Annotated in this window: 22 protein-coding genes and 3 tRNA genes; 10 read left to right on the top strand and 15 right to left on the bottom strand. The window is 63.0% G+C overall.

Going from position 1 to position 23,842, the window contains the following annotated elements:
• Window positions 1-21: 21 nt before the first annotated feature.
• Window positions 22-900, bottom strand: coding sequence for a class I SAM-dependent methyltransferase (locus Q0030_RS17400; protein WP_298369341.1), 879 nt, complete (start codon window positions 898-900; stop codon window positions 22-24).
• A 362-nt stretch (window positions 901-1,262) separates the two neighbouring features.
• On the opposite strand from Q0030_RS17400, the gene Q0030_RS17395 reads away from it, so the two are divergent.
• On the top strand, window positions 1,263-1,448 hold the full coding sequence (locus Q0030_RS17395; RefSeq protein WP_298369339.1) for a hypothetical protein: 186 nt from the start codon (window positions 1,263-1,265) through the stop codon (window positions 1,446-1,448).
• 132 nt (window positions 1,449-1,580) lie between these two features.
• Here Q0030_RS17395 and Q0030_RS17390 read toward each other — a convergent pair.
• Window positions 1,581-1,657 (bottom strand) — tRNA-Asp (locus tag Q0030_RS17390).
• 306 nt (window positions 1,658-1,963) lie between these two features.
• Between Q0030_RS17390 and Q0030_RS17385 the strand changes: the two genes are divergently transcribed.
• Together Q0030_RS17385 and pepT are read left to right on the top strand one after the other, a co-directional pair.
• Complete coding sequence (locus Q0030_RS17385; RefSeq protein WP_224924859.1) at window positions 1,964-2,287, top strand: HU family DNA-binding protein; 324 nt, start codon at window positions 1,964-1,966, stop codon at window positions 2,285-2,287.
• 159 nt (window positions 2,288-2,446) lie between these two features.
• The gene (gene pepT / locus Q0030_RS17380) at window positions 2,447-3,703 is read left to right on the top strand and encodes a peptidase T (protein ID WP_298369336.1); all 1,257 of its coding nucleotides are present in this window, start codon (window positions 2,447-2,449) and stop codon (window positions 3,701-3,703) included.
• On the opposite strand, the gene Q0030_RS17375 is transcribed toward pepT, so the two are convergent.
• The 3 genes from Q0030_RS17375 to Q0030_RS17365 are packed head-to-tail and all read right to left on the bottom strand — an operon-like array spanning window position 3,704 to window position 5,215.
• A complete protein-coding gene (locus Q0030_RS17375) occupies window positions 3,704-4,555 on the bottom strand; it encodes a class I SAM-dependent methyltransferase (RefSeq protein WP_298369334.1) in 852 nt (283 codons plus the stop codon). It abuts the gene before it with no gap.
• Window positions 4,556-4,590: 35 nt separating this feature from the next.
• Window positions 4,591-4,896, bottom strand: a complete 306-nt coding sequence (locus Q0030_RS17370) for a YciI family protein (protein WP_298369331.1) — start codon at window positions 4,894-4,896, stop codon at window positions 4,591-4,593.
• Between the two features lie 22 nt (window positions 4,897-4,918).
• Entirely contained in the window at window positions 4,919-5,215 is a 297-nt protein-coding gene (locus Q0030_RS17365; protein ID WP_298369329.1) for a hypothetical protein, read from the bottom strand.
• 247 nt (window positions 5,216-5,462) lie between these two features.
• On the opposite strand from Q0030_RS17365, the gene Q0030_RS17360 reads away from it, so the two are divergent.
• Window positions 5,463-5,711, top strand: coding sequence for a PRC-barrel domain containing protein (locus Q0030_RS17360; protein ID WP_298369326.1), 249 nt, complete (start codon window positions 5,463-5,465; stop codon window positions 5,709-5,711).
• A 163-nt stretch (window positions 5,712-5,874) separates the two neighbouring features.
• Here Q0030_RS17360 and Q0030_RS17355 read toward each other — a convergent pair.
• A tRNA-Val gene (locus Q0030_RS17355) sits at window positions 5,875-5,951 on the bottom strand.
• A 92-nt stretch (window positions 5,952-6,043) separates the two neighbouring features.
• Complete coding sequence (locus Q0030_RS17350) at window positions 6,044-6,448, bottom strand: GFA family protein (protein ID WP_298369324.1); 405 nt, start codon at window positions 6,446-6,448, stop codon at window positions 6,044-6,046.
• Between the two features lie 201 nt (window positions 6,449-6,649).
• On the opposite strand from Q0030_RS17350, the gene Q0030_RS17345 reads away from it, so the two are divergent.
• Window positions 6,650-7,318: a GntR family transcriptional regulator gene (locus Q0030_RS17345; RefSeq protein ID WP_097673524.1), complete on the top strand. Its 669-nt coding sequence runs from the start codon at window positions 6,650-6,652 to the stop codon at window positions 7,316-7,318.
• 1 nt (window position 7,319) lies between these two features.
• Window positions 7,320-8,531 carry an MFS transporter gene (locus tag Q0030_RS17340; RefSeq protein ID WP_298369320.1) on the top strand — a complete coding sequence of 404 codons (1,212 nt, stop codon included), beginning with the start codon at window positions 7,320-7,322 and terminating at the stop codon, window positions 8,529-8,531.
• 81 nt (window positions 8,532-8,612) lie between these two features.
• Here Q0030_RS17340 and lon read toward each other — a convergent pair whose 3' ends face one another.
• From lon to Q0030_RS17315, 5 genes are all read right to left on the bottom strand, one after another.
• Complete coding sequence (lon, locus tag Q0030_RS17335; RefSeq protein WP_038385055.1) at window positions 8,613-11,042, bottom strand: endopeptidase La; 2,430 nt, start codon at window positions 11,040-11,042, stop codon at window positions 8,613-8,615.
• Between the two features lie 321 nt (window positions 11,043-11,363).
• Window positions 11,364-12,638, bottom strand: coding sequence for an ATP-dependent Clp protease ATP-binding subunit ClpX (gene clpX / locus Q0030_RS17330; protein WP_024583449.1), 1,275 nt, complete (start codon window positions 12,636-12,638; stop codon window positions 11,364-11,366).
• A 441-nt stretch (window positions 12,639-13,079) separates the two neighbouring features.
• Window positions 13,080-13,715, bottom strand: a complete 636-nt coding sequence (locus Q0030_RS17325; protein WP_021079148.1) for an ATP-dependent Clp protease proteolytic subunit — start codon at window positions 13,713-13,715, stop codon at window positions 13,080-13,082.
• A gap of 225 nt (window positions 13,716-13,940) precedes the next feature.
• Window positions 13,941-15,299, bottom strand: coding sequence for a trigger factor (gene tig, locus Q0030_RS17320; protein ID WP_298369314.1), 1,359 nt, complete (start codon window positions 15,297-15,299; stop codon window positions 13,941-13,943).
• 164 nt (window positions 15,300-15,463) lie between these two features.
• Window positions 15,464-15,548 (bottom strand) — tRNA-Leu (locus Q0030_RS17315).
• Window positions 15,549-15,683: 135 nt separating this feature from the next.
• Here Q0030_RS17315 and Q0030_RS17310 point away from each other — a divergent pair.
• The 3 genes from Q0030_RS17310 to Q0030_RS17300 all read left to right on the top strand — a co-directional run bounded on the left by Q0030_RS17310 (window position 15,684) and on the right by Q0030_RS17300 (window position 19,020).
• The gene (locus tag Q0030_RS17310) at window positions 15,684-17,015 is read left to right on the top strand and encodes a multicopper oxidase domain-containing protein (protein WP_298369312.1); all 1,332 of its coding nucleotides are present in this window, start codon (window positions 15,684-15,686) and stop codon (window positions 17,013-17,015) included.
• A gap of 31 nt (window positions 17,016-17,046) precedes the next feature.
• On the top strand, window positions 17,047-18,132 hold the full coding sequence (locus Q0030_RS17305) for an enolase C-terminal domain-like protein (RefSeq protein ID WP_298369309.1): 1,086 nt from the start codon (window positions 17,047-17,049) through the stop codon (window positions 18,130-18,132).
• A 177-nt stretch (window positions 18,133-18,309) separates the two neighbouring features.
• On the top strand, window positions 18,310-19,020 hold the full coding sequence (locus Q0030_RS17300; protein ID WP_298369306.1) for a hypothetical protein: 711 nt from the start codon (window positions 18,310-18,312) through the stop codon (window positions 19,018-19,020).
• 27 nt (window positions 19,021-19,047) lie between these two features.
• On the opposite strand, the gene Q0030_RS17295 is transcribed toward Q0030_RS17300, so the two are convergent.
• Both Q0030_RS17295 and Q0030_RS17290 read right to left on the bottom strand, forming a co-directional pair.
• Complete coding sequence (locus Q0030_RS17295) at window positions 19,048-19,881, bottom strand: tetratricopeptide repeat protein (protein WP_363323460.1); 834 nt, start codon at window positions 19,879-19,881, stop codon at window positions 19,048-19,050.
• A 155-nt stretch (window positions 19,882-20,036) separates the two neighbouring features.
• Window positions 20,037-21,002 carry a LysR family transcriptional regulator gene (locus Q0030_RS17290; protein ID WP_298369303.1) on the bottom strand — a complete coding sequence of 322 codons (966 nt, stop codon included), beginning with the start codon at window positions 21,000-21,002 and terminating at the stop codon, window positions 20,037-20,039.
• A gap of 101 nt (window positions 21,003-21,103) precedes the next feature.
• Between Q0030_RS17290 and Q0030_RS17285 the strand changes: the two genes are divergently transcribed.
• Window positions 21,104-21,931 (top strand): oxidoreductase, encoded by an 828-nt coding sequence (locus Q0030_RS17285; RefSeq protein ID WP_298369301.1) that lies wholly within the window; start codon window positions 21,104-21,106, stop codon window positions 21,929-21,931.
• A 164-nt stretch (window positions 21,932-22,095) separates the two neighbouring features.
• Here the strand turns inward: Q0030_RS17285 and Q0030_RS17280 are convergent, their stop codons facing one another.
• Window positions 22,096-23,691, bottom strand: a complete 1,596-nt coding sequence (locus Q0030_RS17280) for a radical SAM protein (RefSeq protein ID WP_298369299.1) — start codon at window positions 23,689-23,691, stop codon at window positions 22,096-22,098.
• Between the last annotated feature and the right edge of the window lie 151 nt (window positions 23,692-23,842).

The following is a 23,842-nucleotide window of genomic DNA, read 5'->3' as shown; positions in this document are numbered from 1 at the left end:
CAATACGATCCTGTGGCGGCCTCACTTCTTTCGGAGAACGATGATGCTCTGATACGGTGAGATCCCATTCATGCCGACATCGACGAGATCAAACCGGTCGGTCCAGTGCGTCTCGATGTAGCGCTTGCTGATGATCGTCTCGCCATAGGTCATTTCGCCATCGACCGGATAGCTTTGCGGATAGAAGTAGAATCCGTCCCGCGCCACAGTCTCGGCGATTTTTTGCTGATCCCAGCCGGGCAGTTTCGAGATCGGCTCATAGAACGCATATGCCGGCGGTCGAATGGTCAGAAGAAAGAGACCGCGATGCTCCAGAGAATCGTGGACCGCGGCCAGGCATGTGTCGCTTGCGGCAGGCGAGAGGTGCGTCCAGATCGATAGCGCGTAAGCGACATCGAATTTCTGGTTGAACGGCAAGCGTCTCGGCAGGCTGTCCGACAGCACGATATCGGCGTGCGGGTTGGAGCGTTGGGCAACCTGGATGATGCCCTTGTGCGGATCGCAGCCATGCAGATTGCGGAGTGGCACATCCTTCATGAAGTACCGGAGCACACTGCCCCAGCCGCAGCCATAGTCCAGCACCGCGCATTCAGCGAGCGGCTTATCCAGATGACGCCTGAATTTGTCGTGCAACAGGCGATAGGTTTCGATGACGGCGGCGCCGAGCTCCATCCCGGAACGACCGCTCCAGTTTTTCTGGGTCCCGGCGTCGGGCGGATCCGGAATGGCGGCCTTGATGGCCTTGAAGCCATCATATTCCTTCCAGAGCAGCACGTTCCACAGATACGGATCGTCGATCCATTTGAGTGCGTCGTAGACGGACTCTCCCCTTCGGCAGGCCGCGTCCGCTCTTTCCAGTTCGTCGTTGTAGTACTCGTTCAGCCACGAACTCCAATTCATCAGCACGCCTCCGTGTCAGGTTCGCTTCATCAGCCTTGGCCTACGCTCGCGTCACTTGAATTTCCTGAACTGTCTGCGTTTACTCCGGCAACTTTAAGACGCATCGAGAGCGTGTGAGTTCCGCAAGACGATGGAACCGCGAACGTCGTTCCTGCTCAAACCGGCTGCGACCACTATCGGCGAGGGCGACGTCATGAGAGTAAGGTTGACGTCAGGCTCGCGCGTTACGCTGCGCGCTCGAACCGAGACCTGACGTACGTCCGTTTCTCGCTGGTCTGGGTGGCGATAGTCACTACCGCATCAGCCGATGTCATGCTGGCGTGAAAGGCGCGCCAGTTGGTCGGCCTCCAGGAAGCATGTCGATGAAAGTCCGCGAGCTCGTCCAGGTGCTCCAGGCACTCCCGGATCAGGACGCAACGGTCGTGATCGGCGAAGGAGCCAAGCCGGAAACCTGGCTGATCGTGTCGGGCGTCGCGGAATGTCGGATTGCGCGCGTGAATGAGGATCACGCGATTGCTGGGAGCGAACCAGCTATCGAGATCGTTTGAAAGATCGCGCGCATCGGAGCGCGGTTGTTTTTGCGTCCCGGAAGTCCGGACGAAGGGCGTTCAAGCGCGCCAAGACGGCCCCGCGCACAAGACGTCTAAAATCTGGAACTTGGGCTAAGTGCTTGATAAGACTGGCGCGAGAGACGGGACTCGAACCCGCGGCCTCCGCCGTGACAGGGCGGCGCTCTAACCAACTGAGCTACTCCCGCGGATGCCGATCATCGGATTGATCCGCGCAGGACCGAGGGCATAAAGGCCCGCATCCCGATAGTCAAGCACGTTGCGGATCCTGCACGGTGCCGCCGCTTTTGCGCTGTGGACGCGAGTTGTCGGCTGTTTTCAGGGGAAACGGCGTAGTCAGCAAAGCCCCGAATCAAATAAGGCCTGATACGTCTGGGCTTCCTGTGGCCGGGCCCGGCGCTGCCCGTTCCCAGAACCGGCGGTTTCAGGACTTTTCCGGACGCATTTTCCCGACGCGAACGGCGCGCCATTCGCGTGAAAGCAGCAATCCAGCCATTCAGCAACGAGGAGGGCCACACATGGCGAAGAAAGCAGCGACCCCGGCGACGATCACGCTGAAGCACCTGGCGGCGGCCATCGCCGAAGAGCAGGAGCTGTCCAAGAAGCAGGCCGAGGCGATCCTGACCGACATGGTCACCCGGATCACCAAGCACCTCAAGAAGGGCGAGCGGATCCGCATCGTCGGCCTCGGCATCCTCCAGGTCCGCAAGCGCGCCGCCCGCATGGGCCGCAACCCGGCAACCGGCGAGCAGATCCACATCAAGGCGAGCAAGAAGGTCGCCTTCCGCGCCGCCAAGGAGCTGAAGGAAGCCGTCTAGGGTTCTTAACCTGCTTGATACCAAGCGCCATTCCGGCTCGCGACGCGGCCCCGGAGTGGCGCTTTTCTGTTGTAGAGTTGTCTCTCGATGCGCTTTGCTTGCGCGAACCAACTCCGCCTGAGCGCCTTATTCCTGTTCTCATACCCTTGCGCGGTCTTCATGCTGGCACCGGCTCTCGACTTCAAACACACCGTCACCGAGCGCTTCCTGCGCTATGTCGTGATCGACACCCAGTCCGACCCGGATTCGCCGACCTGCCCCTCCACCGAGAAGCAGAAGAATCTCGGCCGCTTGCTGGTCGCCGAGCTACAGGCGATGGGCATATCGGATGCGCATCTTGATCCACACGGATATGTCTATGCGACGATCCCGGCCAACACCGACAAGACGGTGCCGGTGATCTGCTTCTGCTCGCACATGGACACCTCACCCGACTGCACCGGCAAGAACGTCAAGCCGCAGGTCGTGGAGAATTATCGCGGCGGCGACATCGTGCTCCCGGCCGATGCCTCGCAGGTGATCCGCGCCGCCGAGCACGAAGCGCTGGCCGACCAGATCGGCAACGACGTCATCACAACCGATGGCACCACCCTGCTCGGCGCCGACAACAAGGCCGGCCTCGCCGAGATCATGGACGCCGCGCATTTCCTGGTCACCAACCCGCAGGTGAAGCACGGCACCATCAAGATCCTGTTCACGCCGGACGAGGAGATCGGCCGCGGCGTCGACAAGGTCGACATCAAGAAGCTCGGGGCCGATTTCGGCTACACCATGGACGGCGAGACCGCGGGCCATATCGAGGACGAGACCTTCTCCGCCGACGGCGCCAGCATCATCATCGAGGGCGTCGCGACCCATCCGGGCTTCGCCAAGGGCAAGATGGAGCACGCGATCAAGATCGCGGCCGCCATCGTCGATCGCCTGCCCAAGGACACCTGTTCGCCCGAGACCACCGAAGGCAAGGAAGGCTTTCTGCATCCGGTCGCGATCTCTGGCGCGCTGGAGAATGCGCGGATCGACTTCATCGTGCGCGATTTCACTGAAGCCGGCCTGAAACAGAAGGAATCGCTGCTCGAGAAGATCGTGCAGGACGTCATGAAGGGATATCCGCGCTCGACCTACCGCATGGAGGTCAAGCAGCAATACCGCAACATGAAAGAGGTGATCGATCGCCACCCCCAGATCGTCGCCTATGCGATCGAGGCGATCGAGCGCGCCGGGCTCACGCCGGTGAAGACCTCGATCCGCGGCGGCACGGATGGCTCGCGGCTGTCGTTCATGGGACTGCCCTGCCCGAACATCTTCGCCGGCGAGCACGCCTTCCATTCGCGACTCGAATGGGTGAGCCGCCAGGACATGGAGAAGGCCGTGCAGACCATCGTGCACCTGGCGATGATCTGGGAAGAGAAAGCCTGATCAGGCCCGCGCCGTCACGATCCAGATCGCGCCCGGCAGCGGCACGGAATTGCCCTTCGCGAACGGCGTCAACGCCTCGCGGATCGAGGTGACGGCGGCGGCCCGTAGGTCATCCGGTTGTCCTTCCAGTGCGCGGCTGGCGGGCCCGATCTCGAGCGCGCTCTGGACAGCGGCGTCGATTCCGCGCCCGATCGCGACGTCGAACTCAAGCCGGCAGGACTCCATCGCGATACTGGTAAACCCCGCTTCGCCGAGGATCCGGTTCACGCGCGCTTCGGACGCGAATGAGAACGGACCGGGGTCTTCGGGACCAAGCTGCGGCAACTTCGGCACGTGCTTGTAGACGGCCTGCAACGGCGCCATGAAAAACGGATTCTCGCGCGGCTCCTGCCAGCACGCGAAGGCGAGCCGTCCGCTCTTCCGCAACGCTCTGTGCAAATTGGTGAACGAGGCCACCGGATCGGCAAAGAACATCACGCCGAAGCGTGAGGCCAGGAGATCAAAGCTCTCGCCGGCGAACGGATGGACGGTCGCATCGGCAAGCGTGAATTCGACCGGCAATCCCTGCGGCGCGCTCTGCCGCGCCCGCGTCAGCATCGGCTCCGAGACGTCGACGCCAAGCACGCAGCCATCAGGCGCAACCTTTGCCGCCAGCGCGAAGGTCGAGGCGCCGCTGCCGCAGCCGACATCGACGATGCGCTCACCGGCCCTCGGCGCGGCGCGATCGATCAAGAGGTCGAGCACCGGCTGCAGCACGATATCCTGCGCAGCCTGCCTGGAGGCCCAGCGCTGACCGCCCGGCCCGTTCCAATATGCAATCTGATCGGCGTTTTGCGGATGGCCTGCGTTCATGCGATCCAAACCTTGTTGAGAAGATTCCAGAGATTCTAGCAAGTCTCGCGCGTTGCAGCGCGCAGCATCGGCATCACCTGATAGGTGAATCCGGCATTGGCCTTGCTGACGGGATCGTTGGCGACGATCTCCTGCGGATCGGCATCGTCAGCCAGTTGCAGCACGCCCAGTCCCCAGACGCCGGCGGGATCGGACACCGGCCCGAAGATGAGCGCCTTGCCGGCTTGCAGCAATTCGCCGCAATAGGCGACATGCGCCTGCATGATTGCGGCTTCCTGTGGCGTCATGTCCTGCGGAAAGGTCGGACGCGGCCCGGTCAGTTTGCAGAGGTAATACTTCATCGACCTGGTCCGCACTCGGGGATTATTTGGCGGCAGCGCTGGTGGGCTTGGCCTGCTTCTTCGGCGCAGGCGTCTTCGCGGCAGTCCCCTTCGGGGCGGCCTGTCCGTCATTGCTGCGCGCAATGCCCCACGGGTCGGTCGGCTTCTGGTCCGGCACACCGCTGAGTGCGCGCTGGTAGGCGCGCTGCTGCCGCGCCTCGTTGGCCACATCGGCCGGCGACTTCTCGATCTCTTCGCGGTAGCGCTGGACATGGTCCTGCTGCGCCCATGCCGGTCCGGCAATCATGGTGAGAAGAAAAATCGCGGCGAGTTTGCGCATGCATCAAGTTCCCGGTTAGACGCAGAGAATAGCATCGCAGCGGCGTCAGCGCCAAACCTGAGCGGCATCCCGCCAACAAGATCAGATCCCGGCCCGCAACAAAGCGTGACTTTCGGCACCTTTCGCACCCTCGGCTATCGAACGACATTTGGCACACCAGCGCGGAGCAAGCGCGGTCCCGGCCACCCCATAGACTACCCCACGGCCGGGATCGCGCCCTCTCCGCGCGCTCACGGAGGGCCGAGCCATGGCCTCACTACGTCGGGCCCACCAACCAGCGGCCGCTTTACAGCTCGTGAAACACCGCGCCACCGTCATCCTGCGCGAGCATGTGCAAGTGGAGGCCGAACTTGTCGGAAGGGCTGCGGTTCTCACCGATGGGACGGCAGGGACCGTCGAGGGCGTATCTCTGGACGAGTCGCATGGGTTGCGCATCTCGATCAGAGGGCACATCGGGAAGTGGCCGATCTCGACAATCAGAATGCTGCAACCATAGCGCCGGATCCCATCGGGGGAAGCACGCCCGCGCGTCCAGGCAGCCGGTCCGCCTTCGCTCTTCGAACTTCGGCAAGACTGCCTTCGCCCTGCGGACCGAACAAGCGGATAAGTTGATCCGCAAAGGCTGGCTTGCCCAGCCGTAGCCCGTGAGGAGCGAAGGCTGGTAGGCGGCGAGAGATTCGAACTCCCGACCCTCTCGGTGTAAACGAGATGCTCTAACCAGCTGAGCTAGCCGCCCTTACCTGCGCGCCTCTTTAGCCTCGCCCGCCCCTCGGGCGCAAGGTCGCCATGGCCGCAAAGCCTCAATCGATAGGCTTCAATCCTTGTGCTTCAATCCTTGGGTCGCGCCGGCAATTCCTTGAGATCATTGATCCAGGGCGCGGCGGAGCGGCACCAGACCTGGCGTCGCGGGGTCAATTCGCCGCGCTGTCGAATGCTGCCCCAGCGGATGCCCCAATCATCCGGACCACCATCCTCGCCGCTGGTGAACAACGGGGAACCGCAATCGCCACAAAAGTGCTGGAAGCGGATCCGGCCGTTATCGCCCCGCCTGCCGTAGATCTTCGGCGCGCCTCCGGTCAGCCGGACCTGCTCGGCGGCGCAGATCACAGTGACGCGATACGGCGAGCCGGTCAGCGACTGGCAGTCCGTGCAATGGCAGATCGACACCCGTTCGGGATCGATCTCCGCCTGATAGGTCACGGCCCTGCAGTGGCATTGCCCGTCGATCTGCATTGCGTTCTCCCAATTCGGCGTCGTGCAACAAAGGCGGTAGCCAAGAGGTCGTTCCCGGGGATGCGGCCCGCAAGGCATCTGGAACACGGTCGGGTGGCCCGTTGGGACAGTACTGGTATCCCAAAACGGGATTGTTTGGGATACCAATTCGGGATACGTCGACCGGGTCTCCAAACTCTACTCCCACGCCGGCGGACCGCCATGTCACAGATGCTCCAGATCCACGACCAGCTCCGGGAGATGATCCTCTCGCTCGACCTCGGCCCCGGCGAGCGGCTGACGGAGCGCTGGCTCGAAAGCAGGTTCGAGGGATCACGCACGCCCATCCGCGCCGCGCTGGTGCGGCTCGAAGGCGAAGAGCTGGTCCGCCGCGACGGCCGCAACTGGATCGTCGCACCGATCGACCTCGGAGAGCTGGAGGCGTTGGCGGAGTTCAGGATCCCACTGGAGACGACGGCCGTCCGTCTTGCCTGCGCGCGGGCAAGTGCGGCCGACATCGCCGGCGTCGAGGAGATGCTGGACGCCTGCCAGTCCGGCGCACCGCGTGAGGAATGGCACCGTGTCGGCACCGATTTCCATGTCGAGATCGCACGCCTCTCCGGCAACCCCTTCATCGTCAAGGCGATCGCGGGCGCCATGACGCGGCTGTCGCGGGCGCGCTGGCTCGAAGTATGGACCGAACCCTCGCGCGAGCAGGCCTGGCGCGAGCACCGGCGCATTCTCGGCTTCATCAAGGCCAACGATCCGGATTCGGCTGCGCGCGAGGCCGCGGACCACATTACGGACACCCGCGATCGCCTGCTCCGTTCGCTCAACGAAGACCGTCGCGGCCTGCGGGCGCGCGGCTTCGCCGTGATCGGGCTGCGCTGACATGAACATGGAGATCGATCGCGAAGCGACCCTCGACGCCGGCCCTTGGAAGCGCAACCTCATTGTCTGCCTGTTCGGATCCTTCACCACCATCGTGGGGATGACGCTGCTGCTGCCGTTCCTGCCGCTTTATGTCGAGCAGCTTGGCGTGACCGACCATGCCGCGATCGTGCAATGGTCAGGCGTGGCCTACGGCGCGACCTTCTTCAGCGCGGCGTTGACGGCGCCGCTGTGGGGACGGCTCGCGGACCGCTATGGCCGCAAGCTGATGCTGATCCGCGCCAGCCTCGGCATGGCGGTTGCCATGTCGCTGATCGGCATGGCGCACAACGTCTATGAGCTGGTAGGCCTGCGACTGTTGACCGGCCTGCTCGGCGGCTACGCCTCGGGTTCGACCGTGCTGGTCGCGGCGCAGACGCCAAAAGCGCGCTCCGGCTGGGCGATCGGCGTGCTGTCGGCTGGCATCATGGCCGGCAGCCTGGTCGGTCCCTTGATCGGCGGCGTGCTGCCGGGCCTGATCAGCATCCGCGCGACCTTCTTCCTGATTGGCGGCGTCATCTTCATCACCTTCCTCGGCACCACCTTCCTGATCCGCGAGGAGGCGCGCCCGAAGACGGCGAAAGGCGCCAAGGCGCGCGGCAGCTGGTCGCTGGTTCCGGACAAGCGTCCCGTCATCGCGATGTGGGGCACCGGCCTGCTGCTGATGATCGCCAACATGTCGATCGAGCCGATCATCACGGTCTATGTCGCGCAACTGGTCGAGACACCGCAGGTGACGTTCGTCGCCGGCCTCGTGATGTCGGCAGCGGCGTTCGGCAGCCTGCTATCGTCGTCGCATCTCGGGAAGCTCGCCGATCGCGTCGGCCATTGGCGGATCATCACCATCTGCCTGGCCGCCTCGGCGCTGCTGCTGATCCCGCAGGCCTTCGTGGTCAGCGGCTGGCAGCTGATCCTGCTCCGCTTCCTGATGGGGCTCGCGCTCGGCGGCCTGTTGCCCTGCATCGCCAGCGTGATCCGGCACAACGTGCCCGACGCGGTCACCGGCAGCATGCTGGGCTATTCGATCTCGGCGCAATACGCCGGCCAGGTGATCGGCCCGCTCGCCGGCGGATTCATCGGCGGCCATATCGGCATGCGCGCGGTGTTCCTCGGCACCAGCGTGCTGATGGCACTCGGGGCGATCGGCAATTTCGTCGTCGAGAAGAAAGAGTAGCCGCCTGCCCGGCTCCTCGTGATGACCAAAACAAAAACGGCGCCCGAAGGCGCCGTTTGATTTTTCAGATCGGAGTTTCGCTCAGTGCGCCGTCAGGCCACCGGACGCCTCATCCGAAGCGTCGGGCTTGACGTCGACCTTGCTGGTCTCCTCTTCCCAGACGATCGGCGCCGGCACGCGGGTCAGCGCCTTGGCAACGACCTCATCCAGCCGCGAGACCGGAATGATCTCCATGCCGCCCTTGATCGCATCGGAAATCTCCGTGAGATCCTTGGCGTTGTCCTCCGGGATCAGCACCGTCTTGATGCCACCGCGCGCGGCAGCCAGCAGCTTCTCCTTCAGACCGCCGATCGGCAGCACGCGACCACGCAGCGTGATCTCGCCGGTCATCGCGACATCGTGGCGGACCGGGATGCCGGTCATGACCGAGATGATCGCGGTGGCCATCGCCACGCCAGCGGACGGACCGTCCTTCGGGGTTGCGCCCTCCGGCACGTGAACGTGGATGTCGCGGCGGTCGAACATCGGCGGTTCGATGCCGTAGACGATCGCGCGCGAGCGGACGTAGGACGCCGCCGCCGAGATCGACTCCTTCATCACGTCGCGCAGATTGCCCGTGACGGTCATCTTGCCCTTGCCGGGCATCATGACGCCTTCAATGGTCAACAGCTCGCCGCCGACATCGGTCCACGCCAGACCGGTGACGATACCGACCTGATCCTCGTCGTCGATCTCGCCGAAGCGATACTTCGGAACGCCGAGGAACTCCTCGATGTTCGCCTCGGTGACCTTCACCGACTTCTTCTTGGAGATCATCAGCTCCTTCACCGCCTTGCGGGCGAGTGTGGAGAGCTCACGCTCCAGATTACGCACGCCCGCTTCGCGGGTGTAGCGGCGGATCATCAAGAGCAAGGCCGCGTCGTCGATCGACCATTCCTTGGAGTCCAGACCGTGCTTGGAGAGCGCGCTCGGGATCAGATGCTTGCGCGCGATCTCGACCTTCTCGTTCTCGGTGTAGCCGGCGATCCGGATGATCTCCATGCGGTCCATCAACGGCCCCGGAATATTCAGCGTATTCGCGGTCGTGATGAACATCACGTTGGACAGGTCGTAGTCGACCTCCAGGTAATGGTCGTTGAAGGTCGAGTTCTGCTCGGGGTCCAGCACCTCAAGCAGCGCCGACGACGGATCGCCGCGGAAATCGGCGCCCATCTTGTCGATCTCGTCCAGCAGGAACAGCGGGTTCGAGGTCTTCGCCTTCCGCATCGACTGGATGATCTTGCCAGGCATCGAGCCGATATAGGTGCGGCGGTGACCGCGGATCTCGGCTTCGTCACGCACGCCGCCGAGCGACACGCGCACGAACTCGCGGCCAGTCGCCTTCGCGATCGACTTGCCGAGCGAGGTCTTGCCGACGCCGGGAGGCCCGACCAGGCACAGGATCGGTCCGGTCAGCTTGTTGGCGCGCGACTGCACCGCGAGATACTCGACGATGCGGTCTTTGACCTTCTCGAGCCCGTAGTGATCGGAGTCCAGCACCGCCTGCGCGGCCTCGAGGTCCTTCTTGACCTTGGACTTCTTGCCCCACGGGATCGACAGCAGCCAATCCAGATAGTTGCGCACGACGGTCGCTTCCGCGGACATCGGCGACATCTGGCGCAGCTTCTTCAGCTCGTGCTGGGCCTTCTCGCGCGCTTCCTTGGACAGCTTGGTCTTGGAGATCTTCTCCTCCAGATCGGCCAACTCGTCGCGACCTTCGTCGTCGCCGAGCTCCTTCTGGATCGCCTTCATCTGCTCGTTCAGGTAATACTCGCGCTGGGTCTTCTCCATCTGGCGCTTGACGCGCGAGCGGATGCGCTTCTCGACCTGCAACACCGAGATCTCGCTCTCCATCAGCCCCAGCACCTTCTCCAGGCGCTGCGTGACGGACAACGTCTCCAGGATCGCTTGCCGATCGGCAATCTTGACCGCGAGGTGCGAAGCAACGGTGTCGCCGAGCTTGGCGAAATCGGTGATCGCCTGAACCACGCCGACGACTTCGGCGGAGATCTTCTTGTTCAGCTTCACATAGCTTTCGAAGTCGGACACGACCGAACGCGCCAAGGCCTCGGCTTCGACCGAGTTGGCGTCAGTGTCGGCGAGCGCGACCGCGGTCGCCTCGTAATACTCGCTGCGGTCGGAATACTTCTCGACACGCGCGCGCTCGAGGCCCTCGACCAGCACCTTCACGGTGCCGTCGGGCAGTTTCAGGAGCTGCAGCACGCTGGCGAGCGTACCGGTCTCGTAAATTGAATCGGGCGCCGGATCGTCATCGGACGCGTTCTTCTGCGTCGCGAGCATGATCAGCGCGTCGTTCTTCATCACCTCTTCGAGCGCGCGGATCGATTTCTCGCGGCCGACGAACAGAGGCACGATCATGTGCGGGAATACGACGATGTCGCGGAGCGGCAGCACCGGATAGGAGTGGCTTTCGCCGTGGACGATCGTTGGCCGGGGTTTTGAGGTCGTCATGGCCTTATCCTTTTGTTTTGCCCCCTTGCACGCAGTCCGCCTGCTTGCGCAACCGCCACAAGGTGCCTTGGTGATCCGGAATTAGATTGCCGTCAGCAGCCACATATTCCGCATCGTAAAGCGACGAATCTCAACACATGAGATCCCTCACCGATAGCATTAGGTGGCTATCAGGCGGGGGGGTGTCAAGTCTGAGAAGTGCCGGGAAATATAGGCTAAACAGGCATTTACTGCGACGCGAAAAGGGCCGCTGCTGCTGCGCCACAACGGCCGCCGGATCGCCAGGCAGCCGCGTGATTTGCGACGACAGAAAGTTGCGCCTTAGGCGCTCGCGCTGCTCTCGACGGCCCGATCGGAACGATCCGCGTAGATGTAGAGCGGACGCGCCGTACCCTCGACGACCTCGCGCGAGATCACGACTTCCTCGACACCTTCGAGGCCCGGGAGGTCGAACATGGTCTCGAGCAGGATGCTCTCCAGGATCGACCGCAGGCCGCGTGCGCCGGTCTTGCGCTCGATCGCCTTGCGGGCGACCGCGCCAAGCGCCTCGTCGGCGAAGGTGAGCTCGATGTTCTCCATCTCGAACAGCCGCTGGTACTGCTTCACCAGCGCGTTCTTCGGATCGGTCAGGATCTTCTTCAGCGAGGCCTCGTCGAGGTCCTCCAGCGTCGCCACGACGGGCAGACGGCCGACGAATTCCGGGATCAGGCCATACTTCAGCAGATCTTCCGGCTCGACGTGACGGAAGATCTCGCCGGTACGGCGATCCTCCGGCGCCAGCACCTGCGCCGCGAAGCCGATCGAGGTCGAACGGCCGCGCGCGGAGATGATCTTCTCGAGGCCCGAGAACGCACCACCGCAGATGAACAGGATGTTGGTGGTATCCACCTGCAGGAACTCCTGCTGCGGATGCTTGCGGCCGCCCTGCGGCGGGACCGAGGCCACCGTGCCTTCCATGATCTTCAGTAGCGCCTGCTGGACGCCCTCGCCCGACACGTCGCGGGTGATCGAGGGATTGTCCGACTTGCGGCTGATCTTGTCGATTTCGTCGATATAGACGATGCCGCGCTGCGCGCGCTCGACGTTGTAGTCGGCGGCCTGCAGCAGCTTCAGGATGATGTTCTCGACGTCCTCGCCGACATAGCCGGCTTCGGTCAGCGTCGTCGCGTCAGCCATGGTGAACGGAACGTCGAGGATACGGGCCAGCGTCTGCGCGAGCAGCGTCTTGCCCGAACCGGTCGGACCGATCAGCAGGATGTTCGACTTCGCCAGTTCGACGTCGTTGTGCTTGGTCTGGTGGTTAAGCCGCTTGTAGTGATTGTGGACGGCGACCGACAGCACCTTCTTGGCATGGCTCTGACCGATCACGTAGTCGTCCAGGACCTTGCAGATTTCCTTCGGTGTCGGGATGCCGTCGCGCGACTTCACCAGCGAGGACTTGTTCTCCTCGCGAATGATGTCCATGCAGAGTTCGACACACTCGTCACAAATGAAGACAGTCGGTCCGGCAATCAGCTTGCGAACTTCATGCTGGCTCTTGCCGCAGAACGAGCAATATAGCGTGTTCTTGGCGTCGCTCGTGCCGACCTTACTCATTCATTATCTCCGTCCGCCGTTCGACCTCGTTTGCCAGATCGACCCAATCCGGCACAAAACCGGAGTATTGGGTAGATAGAGCAAATTCCGTACCAAAAAAGACCCTACGCAATACTGACCGTGTGGATCACGGTTTATTCGAATCTCCGCGATCATAGCCGATGCATTACAGCCAACCATGCTGGCACCCGACTATCAAGAATTCGCTAATCGGGGGGCCGGCTCAAGACCGTGACAATACCGTGATTTTCCACGATCGCACGTGGAATACGCGTCGAAATCCACGGAACGTTGCGGGATTACCACGCCGAGCCATGAGCACGAAAGCGGAACTTTCTGCCCCCGCATATGCGCTTGCGAGGTACTCCGCCGTCCTGCTTTGCCGACTATGTGAGGCGTCAATGTGGAGATCACACCGACGCCCCGGGTCGCCTGTCCAGATCAGGCAGCTTTGGCTGCCGACGGGTCTTCCGGACGCTTGTCGATGACCTTGTCGACGAGACCGAACGCCTTGGCGTCCTCGGCGGTGAGGAACTTGTCGCGCTCGAGCGCGTCCTCGATCGCCTTGTAGGTCTGGCCGGTGTGCTTCACGTAGATCTCGTTGAGGCGCTTCTTGAGATTCAGGATCTCCTGCGCGTGCAGCATGATGTCGGTCGCCTGGCCCTGGAAGCCGCCGGACGGCTGGTGCACCATGATGCGGGAGTTCGGCAGCGTGAAGCGCATGTCCTTTTCGCCGGCTGCGAGCAGCAGCGAGCCCATCGAGGCCGCCTGCCCCGTGCACAGCGTCGACACCGGCGGACGGATGAACTGCATCGTGTCGTAGATCGCAAGGCCCGACGTCACCACGCCACCCGGCGAGTTGATGTACATCGAGATTTCCTTCTTCGGATTCTCGGCCTCGAGGAACAGCAGCTGCGCGACGATCAGCGTCGACATGCCGTCCTCGACCGGACCGGTGACGAAGATGATGCGCTCTTTCAGCAGGCGCGAGAAAATGTCGTAGGCGCGTTCGCCGCGATTGGTCTGCTCGACGACCATCGGCACGAGGTTCATGTAGGTTTCAACGGGATCGCGCATGAAAGAACCCAAGGGTTAGGGGTGATGCAGAACTTGACTCAAGGCTACCTGACTCAAGGCTTAACCCAGATATGGGCCAATTTCCGGCCGACAAGACCGGCACTGGCCGTACTAGCCACCTGGGCAGGCCGCAGAAGTTCAAGCCGATTCGCGTCGGCGCGCCTAGCGAGGGTGTCCCTCGCCAGGCCAGCTTTCGCGGTTCATCATTAACGCGAGGTGCCGCAATCAAGCGGCAGTTTGCTCGGCGTCTTCATCCTTGAACAGCTCATCCTTGGAGACCTTCTTCTCGGTCACGTTGGCGAGCTCCAGGACGAAGTCGACGACCTTGTCCTCGTAGATCGGGGCGCGGAGCTGGGCCAGCGCCTGGGCGTTGCTGCGGTAGTAATCCCAGACTTCCTTCTCGCGGCCCGGCACCTGGCGCGCGCGTTCGATCACGGCGCGCGAGACCTCGTCGTCGGTCACGGTGATCTTGTTCTTCTCGCCGATCTCCGACAGCACGAGGCCGAGGCGGACGCGGCGGTCGGCGATCTTGTGGTACTCTTCCTTGGCCGCATCCTCGGTGGTGTTCTCGTCGGCGAAGGTCTTGCCGGACGAGTCCATCTCGGCCTTGATCGAGTTCCACATCAGGTTGAACTCTTCGGCGACAAGCGACGGCGGGGCCTCGAATTTGTGGCTCTCGTCGAGCCGGTCGAGCAGCGCGCGCTTGACCTTCTGGCGGGTCGCGCCGGCGAATTCGGCGGTCAGGCGCTCGCGCGCCGCTTCCTTCAGCTTGTCGAGCGATTCGAGGCCGAGCGTCTTGGCGAACTCGTCGTCGATCGTGGTCTCGCCGGGCGCTTCGATCAGCGTCGCGGTGGTCTCGAACTCGGCCGGCTGGCCGGCGAGCTTGTCGTTCAGGTAGTTCTTCGGGAAGGAGACCTTCAGCATGCGGGTCTCGCCGGTGCCGATGCCGATCAGCTGCTCCTCGAAGCCCGGGATGAACTGGCCGGCGCCGATCACGACCTGGATGCCCTCGCCGGTGCCGCCCTCGAAGGCTTCACCGTTGATGGTGCCCTTGAAGCTGATGGTGACGCGATCGCCCTTCTCTGCCGCTCCCTCGGTCTTGGCATTGTACGGACGGCTGCCTTCGGCGATGCGCTTGATGGCATCGTCGACATCGGCGTCGGAGACATCGACCACCGGCTTCTCGACCGAGAACGCCTTGAAGTCAGCGAGCTGGATCTGCGGCACGACCTCGATCGCGACGGTGTAGGTCAGGTCGGTCTTGCCCGACAGCAATTCCTCGACCTGGTCCTTCTCGGTCGGCATCGTGATCTTCGGCTCGCCGGCGAGGCGGAAGCCGCGATCTTCGAAAATCTGCCGGTTGGTGTCGCTGATGGTCTGGTCGATGGTCTCGGCCATGACCGAGCGGCCGTAGATCTTCTTCAGGTGCGCCACCGGCACCTTGCCGGGACGGAAGCCGTTGAGACGGACCTTGTCCTTGAGGTCGACCAGCTTGGCGCCCGCCTTGGCATCGAGATCGGATGCCGGAACGCTGATCTTGAATTCGTGCTTCAGTCCCTCGTTGAGGGTCTCGGTGACCTGCATGGTATCAATCTTCTTCCGCTTTTGCCGCGGCCCGAGCGGCCGTGGCAGTGTCAATCTGTTCGACGGTGAGCCTTGCGGCCTAACGTCTGTGGGTTCGGCGAACCCTCGTCCCCTTCGGGGCCCAAGGTTCTCCAAGAAATCGTCATGCAAACGCTGTAAGCGCTTGGTGCGGGCGGAGGGACTCGAACCCCCACAACTTTCGTCACTGGAACCTAAATCCAGCGCGTCTACCAGTTCCGCCACGCCCGCGCGAAAAGCATCCAGTCCGGCCGCGATGCCGCGGGCGGCCGGGCTTATAACATGCGCCCACCGGTTCGCAGCAAAAAAATGGCCGCTAGGGAGCCCGCCCTGCGACCGATCGCGACTGGACAGGTACACTTGAAAATGGTCCGCATCGGCCGGATGGCAAGCCCTGTAGCAAGTCCCAAATTTTCCCTTACCCGACGCGACCTGATCGCCGGCCTCGGCGCCGCGGCGCTTTGCCCCGCTTGGCCGACCATCGGCTCGGCGCAGGGCCGGACGGCGGTCGCGCTGCAGGCCCAAACCGACCGCATCCTGCTTCGTCCGGGCACCCCCGAGACCCCGGTGTGGTCGCTCGGCAGCAGCGATCTCCGCTTCAAGCGCGGCGAGGTCCTCGACGTGACGTTCAGCAACGATCTGCCGGTTGCCGCCGCGCTCGATTGCCGCGGGCTCGATGGCGTCCCGGCCGCGGAGCCGCTGGCCTCCCGGGCGCCCCTTGCCACGGGGGCAAAGGATACCTTTCAGCTGCCGCTGCGGCATGCAGGCACCTTCCTGTGCGAGCCGCTGTTCGGGGATGGCACGGCGCCGGCACGCCCGCGTCCGCTGATTGTGACCGGCACCTCTCCGGTCGCCGTCGATCGCGATGAGGTTCTACTGATCGAGGAGTGGCGCGTGCGGCCCGATGGAACCGCGATCCCGCCTGGAAGCGATCCAAAAGATTCGACGCAAATTCATACAATTAACGGCAAGACCTCATACGACATCTCGGCACCGGCCAATGCCCGCCTCAGACTCCGCTTTATCAATGGCAGCCAACGCACCGTGCTAGCGGTCAAGCTGGACAACCTCGACGTCCGGGTGATGGCAATCGACGGCCAGCCGGCCGAACCGTTCCCGGCCCGCAACGGCGCACTGGTCCTGGCGCCCGGAAGCCGGACGGATGTCTTCGTCGATGCGGCCGATCCGGCCGGAACCAGCTTCCCGATCCTGCTGCACGACGGCAAGCAAGCCCGCCCGGTCGGCAGACTGACCGTCTCGAACGAACCGCCGATCCGAACGGCGCCGTTCCCACCGGCCCCACCGCTGCCGGGCAACGACATGCCCGCGCAGCTCGACCTCAAGAGCGCTGCACGATTCGATCTGGCGCTCGGTGCGCCGACCGAGTGGTTCCGCCCAGCGGACTTCAAGCCGTCAACGGCTCCGGCCTTTCAGGCCAAGGCCGGCCGAACCGTCGTGCTGGCCCTGACCAACCAGGGCGCGATCGCAAACGTCTTTCATCTGCACGGCCATCACTTCCGTCTGCTCGACCGGCTCGACGACGGCTGGAAGCCGTTCTGGCTCGACACGCTCGCGGTCGAACCGGGCCAGACCCAGCGCATCGCCTTCCTCGCCGAATATCCGGGCCGCTATCTGATCGAGCAGGTCGCAACCGATTGGGCCGCGCCGCGGCTCGTCCGATGGTACAGTGTCCAATAACAAGAAGTGGAAACCGCCGAAGGAAACACCGATGAGCCAGACCGTTGCAGCGATTCGCGGAGTGAAGGCGCGAAGCGTCGTGGTGCCGCTCAAGCGTCCTGTGAAGACCGCGTTTGGCGTGATCGATTCCGGTCCGCTGGTGCTGATCGATGTCGAGACCGATCAAGGCGTTACCGGCCGCACCTACATCTTCGCCTACAGCAAGCTCACACTTAACCCTCTCCGCTATCTGATCGAGGAGATCGGACGCGAGCTGATCGGCAGGCCGGTCGCCCCGTTCGATCTGATGAAGGCGATGGATGCCAAGTTCCGGCTGCTCGGCGCGCAGGGTCTGGTCGGCATGGCCGTATCAGGCCTCGACATGGCCTATTGGGATGTGCTCGGCCAACTCGCCGGCCGGCCTCTGGTCGAGCTGCTCGGCGGCTCGGCGAAGCCGATCAAGGCCTATGACAGCTACGGCGCGGTCGATCCCGTTGCCGACGAGCGCGCGCTGCGCCGCTCGCTCGACCAAGGCTTCAAGGGCATCAAGATCAAGGGTGGCGACGGCGATGCCGCCAATGACGAGCGCGTCGTGAAGGGCGTGCGCGCCCTGCTCGGCCCCGACATCGCGCTGATGATCGACTTCAACCAGTCGCTCGATCCGGCGGAAGCCACCCGCCGCATCGCCCGGCTTGCGCCGTACGACCTGCACTGGATCGAGGAGCCGGTGCCGCAGGAAAGCCTGTCCGGCCACGCCAAGGTCCGAGAGACTTCGCCGACGCCGATCCAGGCCGGCGAGAACTGGTGGTTTCCGCGTGGCTTTGCCGAGGCGATCGCAGCCGGCGCATCCGACTTCATCATGCCCGACGTGATGAAGGTCGGCGGCGTCACCGGCTGGATGCAGGTCGCCGGCCAAGCCGACGCCGCCTCGATCCCGATGTCGAGCCATTTGTTCGCGGAAGTCAGCGCGCATCTGCTTGCGGTGACGCCGACCGCGCACTGGCTCGAATTCCTCGACTTCGCAGGCTCCATCCTGGCGAAGCCCGCCGAGATCGTCGACGGCGCGGTGACCGCCAAGGGTCCCGGGCTCGGCATCGCGTGGAACGAGCCGGCGGTTGCGAAGTATCTCGTCAGCTAGCGGCGGACGGTAATCCGTAGGATGGGTGGAGCGCAGCGATACCCATCATCTGACCGCGCGGAAATGATTGATGGATATCGCTTCGTTCCACCCATCCTGTATGGCCATTATTGCGATCGATCGCAGCTTCACCTTTGCGACGCATTCATGTAGGCCATCAGGGCATCGGAGCGCCCAATGTCCACCAACAACAAACTGACGCTCAAATTCCGTTGTCCGACGGAGCTTGAGGGACGGATACCGGCCCCTATCCCGGCGGCGCAGGGCGTTCCCGACTGGCTCAAGGCCATGCCGGCGACGGCTTTCTCTTCGATCAACCTGCACGACGAGGACACCATCAAGCGCTGTCCGCCATTCGTCGACGCGATGACCTGCGGATTCCTGCTGCCACTGGTCTGCGATCTCAAGGTCGAGGACGGCGAGATTACCTGGGACCACGACCTGCCGCCGGGAGGCACGCCCGAGTTTCCACGTTCGCCGATCGGATTTCACGACCCGGGTCAGGTCAGCGGCACGCCGCTATTCGAAGAGGGCCGCTTCTTTCTCAAATTCCACAATTTGTGGACCGTCGAAGCGCCGGAAGGCTACGCGGTCTACTTCACGCATCCCGTCAACCGCTTCGATCTGCCGTTCACCACGCTCAGCGGCCTGGTCAATTCTGACCTCTATACCGACAACTGGGTGCACTTCCCGGCGTATTGGCACGACAGGAATTTTCGAGGCGTCCTCCCCAAGGGGACGCCCATCGCACAATGCATTCCGGTCAAGCGCGACAGCTGGACCGCGCAGGCATCGTCGTTCACCGCGGAAGAAGCCAAGCGCGTCGGCGAGCTCCGGAGTGAGCTCAGGCGGCAGCCCAATCTCTACCGGAGAAACTTCAGGGCTTGAGACGCGACGGGATTTCGTCCGCCACGCTCAGTTTGATTCCACGCCAAGGAATTTCGCAGCGTCGCCCTGCGAGAAGAAGAAACGGCCGTGCGATCCCGCGGCCATGACGAATGCCGCGCGTCCAACGAGCTGCGGCTGACCACGCGTGACGGCGCGCAGCGCCGCTTCGGCAGCATCGCGCTCACCCTGCTCGAAAAGCGATGTGGCGAGGTAAGCGCGGGTCGAGCGATCGTCGGGGTACTGCGCGAGCACGCGGCGGAACGCATCCGCCGCTCCGGCATAGTCGCCATCAAGGATCAGGACCCGCCCAAGCTGGTTGAGAACGTCGGGGCGTCCCGGCGCAGCATCACGGGCGGCTGTCAGGACAGATGCAGCCCGCGCGAAGTCATTGGTATCATGCAACAGGCGCCCGAGGTCGAGCTTCAGATCGACGCTGTCAGGAGCGAGCGCGAGGCCGGCCTCGATCGTGCTGATCGCCTCGTCGTGTTGACCGGACTTGGCGAGTTGACCGGCGAGTTCCCGAAACGAGGGAAGATATGGTGGGCGGCGTGCCGCCGTGCGCCGAAGCTGCGCGATGCCGTCCGTGGCGCGCCCTGCACCGCACAGCAGCGCACCGAGCAAGGTTTCGATCTCCCCGTCGTCAGCGCGGCGTGCCACCCGCTCGAGCGGTGCAATTGCCTCGCCTCCCCGCTTCTGCCCCATCAGCGCATGCGCCAGCAAAAGCGCCGCATGTCTGTCCGTGCGGTTTGATTTCAGGATGCTTGTCGCGATCTGCTCTGCCTGAGCAAACTGCTGTGCCTGCAACGCCAATGCGCCTTGTTGCAGCGCCTGTGCGAGGAAATTGTTCTGCCTGCCACTCACGAGCCAAATTCACAGGATGCGAGGGAAATATCATGCGCCTTTATCTCTCAATTCCCCACGCGTCCACCAAAAGTGTCGTGACGCAGGCACGGCGGGCCGACGCTAAAACGCCCACTCGGCGAAGTATGGCCGAACACGCGGGCGGCCACGACGGCTCAAGCGCGCTTGCGACGATCGCCCGATCGCTTGGCCGAGGGTGAATGAACCTCCCTACCCTTGGCGGCCAACTTCGTCTCCTCCCGTATCATGTCGACGAAGGCGCGAAGCCCGGCCGTCATATGCCGGTGTCTCGGATAGTAGAGACGCAGGCCGGGAAACGGCGGCGTCCAGTCGTCCAGCACGGCGCGCAGGGTTCCGGCGGCGAGATGCCCGGTCACCCAGAAATCGCTGACGAACGCCAGTCCCAGGCCTTCGAGGGCGGCTTCGACCATCAGGCTGTCATTGTCGAGGGTCAGTCTGCCCCGGACATCTACCACCATCTGCTCGCCGCCGCGCTTTTCGAACTCCCAGTGATAGAGCTTGCCGCTCGGCATCCGCCTGCGAATGCATTCGTGGGCGAGCAGATCAAGCGGAGACCGCGGCACCGAACAGCGTGCGAAATAATCGGGCGCGCCAACGACGATGAAGCGCGTGTCCGGGCCGCAGGGGATCGCGACCATGTCCTGCGGGACGGCTTCGGCTAGCCGGATGCCGGCATCGAAACCTTCCGCGACAATATCGATGGGACGTCCCTCCAGGGTCAGCTCGACGTTCATGTCGGGATAGCGTCGCAGAAACCTCGCGACGACCGGGCGGAGGATCTGGTGGGCGGCGCGCTCCTTCAGGTTGATGCGCAGTGTTCCCGCGGGCGTGTCGCGAAACTCGTTCACGTCCTCCATCGCGCCGGCAATCTCGCGCAGCGCGGGACTGACCCTGGCGAGGAAACGTTCTCCCGCCTCCGACAATGCGACGCTGCGCGTCGTCCGATTGATGAGACGTACGCCCAGCCGCTTTTCCAGCCCGGCGACGGCATGGCTCAACGCCGAGGGCGAAATGCCGAGTTCCGTCGCCGCCGCGCGAAAGCTGCGATGCGTCGAGATCGCGACGACCGCATTCAGCTCGAAAAGGCCAGCATGCTGCATTGTTCGATTACCTGCATCAGGTCATCCCACTTTATGCCGGTTATTGCACTAATCAAGTCGCCTATATCGAGCCCGCAATCTCGATCTGAAGGACATCCCCTATGGCAAAGACTTTCCTCATCACGGGCGTTTCGTCCGGCTTCGGCCGCGCATTGGCCGAGGCCGCATTGGGTGACGGCCATACCGTCGCCGGCACCGTGCGCAACGAGAACGACAGGCAGAAATTCGAAGCACTCGGCAAGCGCGTGCACGCGGTGATCCTTGACGTCACCAACACAGAAGCCATCGCGCCCGCCGTCGCTGACGTCGAGCGCAGGATCGGCGCGATCGACATTCTGGTGAACAATGCCGGCTATGGCCACGAGGGCATTCTGGAGGAATCATCGATCGACGATCTGCGACGCCAGTTCGAGGTCAACGTCTTCGGCGCGGTGGCGATGATCCAGGCCGTGCTGCCCTTCATGCGCAAGCGGCGCGCCGGGCACATCCTCAACATCACCTCGATGGGCGGAATCATCACGATGCCCGGCCTGAGCTACTACCATGGCAGCAAGTTCGCGCTGGAGGGGATATCGGAATCCCTCGGCAAGGAAGTCAAAGACCTCGGCATCAAGGTCACCGCGGTCGAGCCCGGCGGCTTCCGCACCGACTGGGCCGGACGATCGATGGTACGGGCGGAACGATCGATCGGAGACTACGACGCTGTCATCAATCCAATCCGCAAACGTCGCATGGAACTGAGTGGCAGGCAGGTCGGCGATCCCAAGAAGGCCGCGCAAGCAATGTTGAGACTCGTTTTGTCGGCCGATCCGCCGGCGCATCTGCTGCTCGGCAGCGATGCCGTGCGGCTGGTCGAGGACAAGATGAAACTGCTGCAGGCCGAATTCGATGCGTGGAAGAGCGTTTCGCTCTCCACCGACGTTGCCTGAGTTGCGTCAGCTGCCCGACAGCCTGGAGCGTTTTCGAGCGAAGTGGACGCCGGTTCGCGTGAAGAAAACGCGTCAAAACAAAAAGCTAGAGCTTCGATTCTGATTCAGTCAGAACCGAATCTCTAGCGAACTTTGCCGTCCATCAAGCTGCATCCCTGATGAACTCACGGCACGAGCGCGGTGGCCCTCACCGGAGGCGTACCGCCCAACTCGGCAATCCGGCGGTCGATCTCACCGATCACGTGCTTCGAGAACGGCCCGAAGTGCAAGTACAGCGCCATCAGCATCACGATGTAACGCAGCGCGCCTGGATTGGACTTGGCGACCTCGACGAAGGTCTTCCAGAACGGCTCGCGAACCTCCGGCAGGGCACTTATGATCCTGTGTACGCCTTCGATGCCGCCAAGCCTCTTGCGCGTGTCGCCATCCGGCAGGTCGCGACGCCGATCCGACCGGTCGAGCATGGCGGCAAGCCGCGACAGCCGTCCTGCATATGCCGTCGGGCTGTACACGTGCCCGAGCACAGCCCTGTAATCCGTAAGGATGTCACGAAGCGGACGCTTGGTGTCGAAATTGCAGCCGAGCGTGCATTGGTCGCCCGCCTGCTCGACCTTCATGAGATCATGGCCCTCGTGCAGGCGGCCTTCCTGGGCCAGCCGCCGCGTCAGCTGCGTGCCAGGCAGCGCATAGAGCAGTCCAACCATGCAGACTGGAATGCTCGCCTCCTCGATGAAATCGATCATCGCCTGCGCCATCGAGACTCTCTCGGTATCGAACCCGACGATGAAACCCGCGGTGACGAACATGCCATAGTCATAGATCTTGTGAACGCTCTCGGCGATGTTGCGCCTGGTGTTCTGCTTCTTCTTCATCTGCACGAGGGTCTCTGGATCCGGGCTCTCGATGCCGACGAAAATTCCGAAGAAGTTCGCGTCCTTCATTGCCTGCAACAGCTCGCTGTCATCAGCGATATTGATCGAGGCCTCGGTCGAGAACTCGAACGGATAGTCTCGCTCTTCTAGCCAGGCTTTGAGCCGCGGCAGCAAGATGCGGAGGTTTTTCTTGTTGCCGATGAAATTGTCGTCGACGAAATCGACATGCCCTCGATAACCATGATCGTAGAGCGCTTGCAGTTCGGCGAGAATCTGATCGGGGGTCTTGGTACGCGGCACGCGCCCGTACAGCTCAATAATATCGCAGAACTCGCAGGTGAACGGGCAGCCACGCGAATATTGCACACCAATGAAGAGATAATGATCGAACTTGATCAGATCGTAGCGGGGCATCGGGCTTAGCGTGACGTCGGTCTTGAATTTCTCGGCGACGAACACGCCCTTGCGCTCGCCGCGTTCCCAAGCGGCGATGAATTCCTCGATGATGTGTTCGGCCTCGCCGATCACCTGGAAGTCCGCATCCGCGTAAAGGTGCGGGCTGGAGGAGACGTCAGGCCCACCGACGCATACTGGCTTGCCGTGCCGGTGGGCTAGATCGATCAGGTGAAGAAAGTCAGGCTGCTGGTTGAGCATACCGCCGATCATGACGAGATCGGCCCAGTCAAGGTCCGCGTCGGTCGAAGGCTCGGTGTTACGGTTGACGAGACGAATCTCCCAATGCTTCGGCAGCATGGCGGCGACGGTGATCAATCCGAGCGGTGCCGCCGGATACTTCGCGCCGACGAGTTCGCAAGCTTCCGTATAGTTCCAGAACGAGTCCGGAACGAACTTCGGATAGATCATTAGAACGCGGCAGGGACTCGTCATGTTGCTCCGGTCCGTACCACGCGGCTTCGAGGCTCATGGGTACTTTCGTTCGTCGATACAGGCATTAAGTGCTCAAATGGTGGCCGATTGCCAGACGATCTTTCGTCCCGCCGTGAGCCCCGTCCTGTTCCCCGGACTCGCCTGGGGGCAG

This window comes from uncultured Bradyrhizobium sp., from assembly GCF_947648125.1.
GTDB lineage: Bacteria > Pseudomonadota > Alphaproteobacteria > Rhizobiales > Xanthobacteraceae > Bradyrhizobium.
This window is presented reverse-complemented; position numbering and strand designations above follow the sequence as displayed.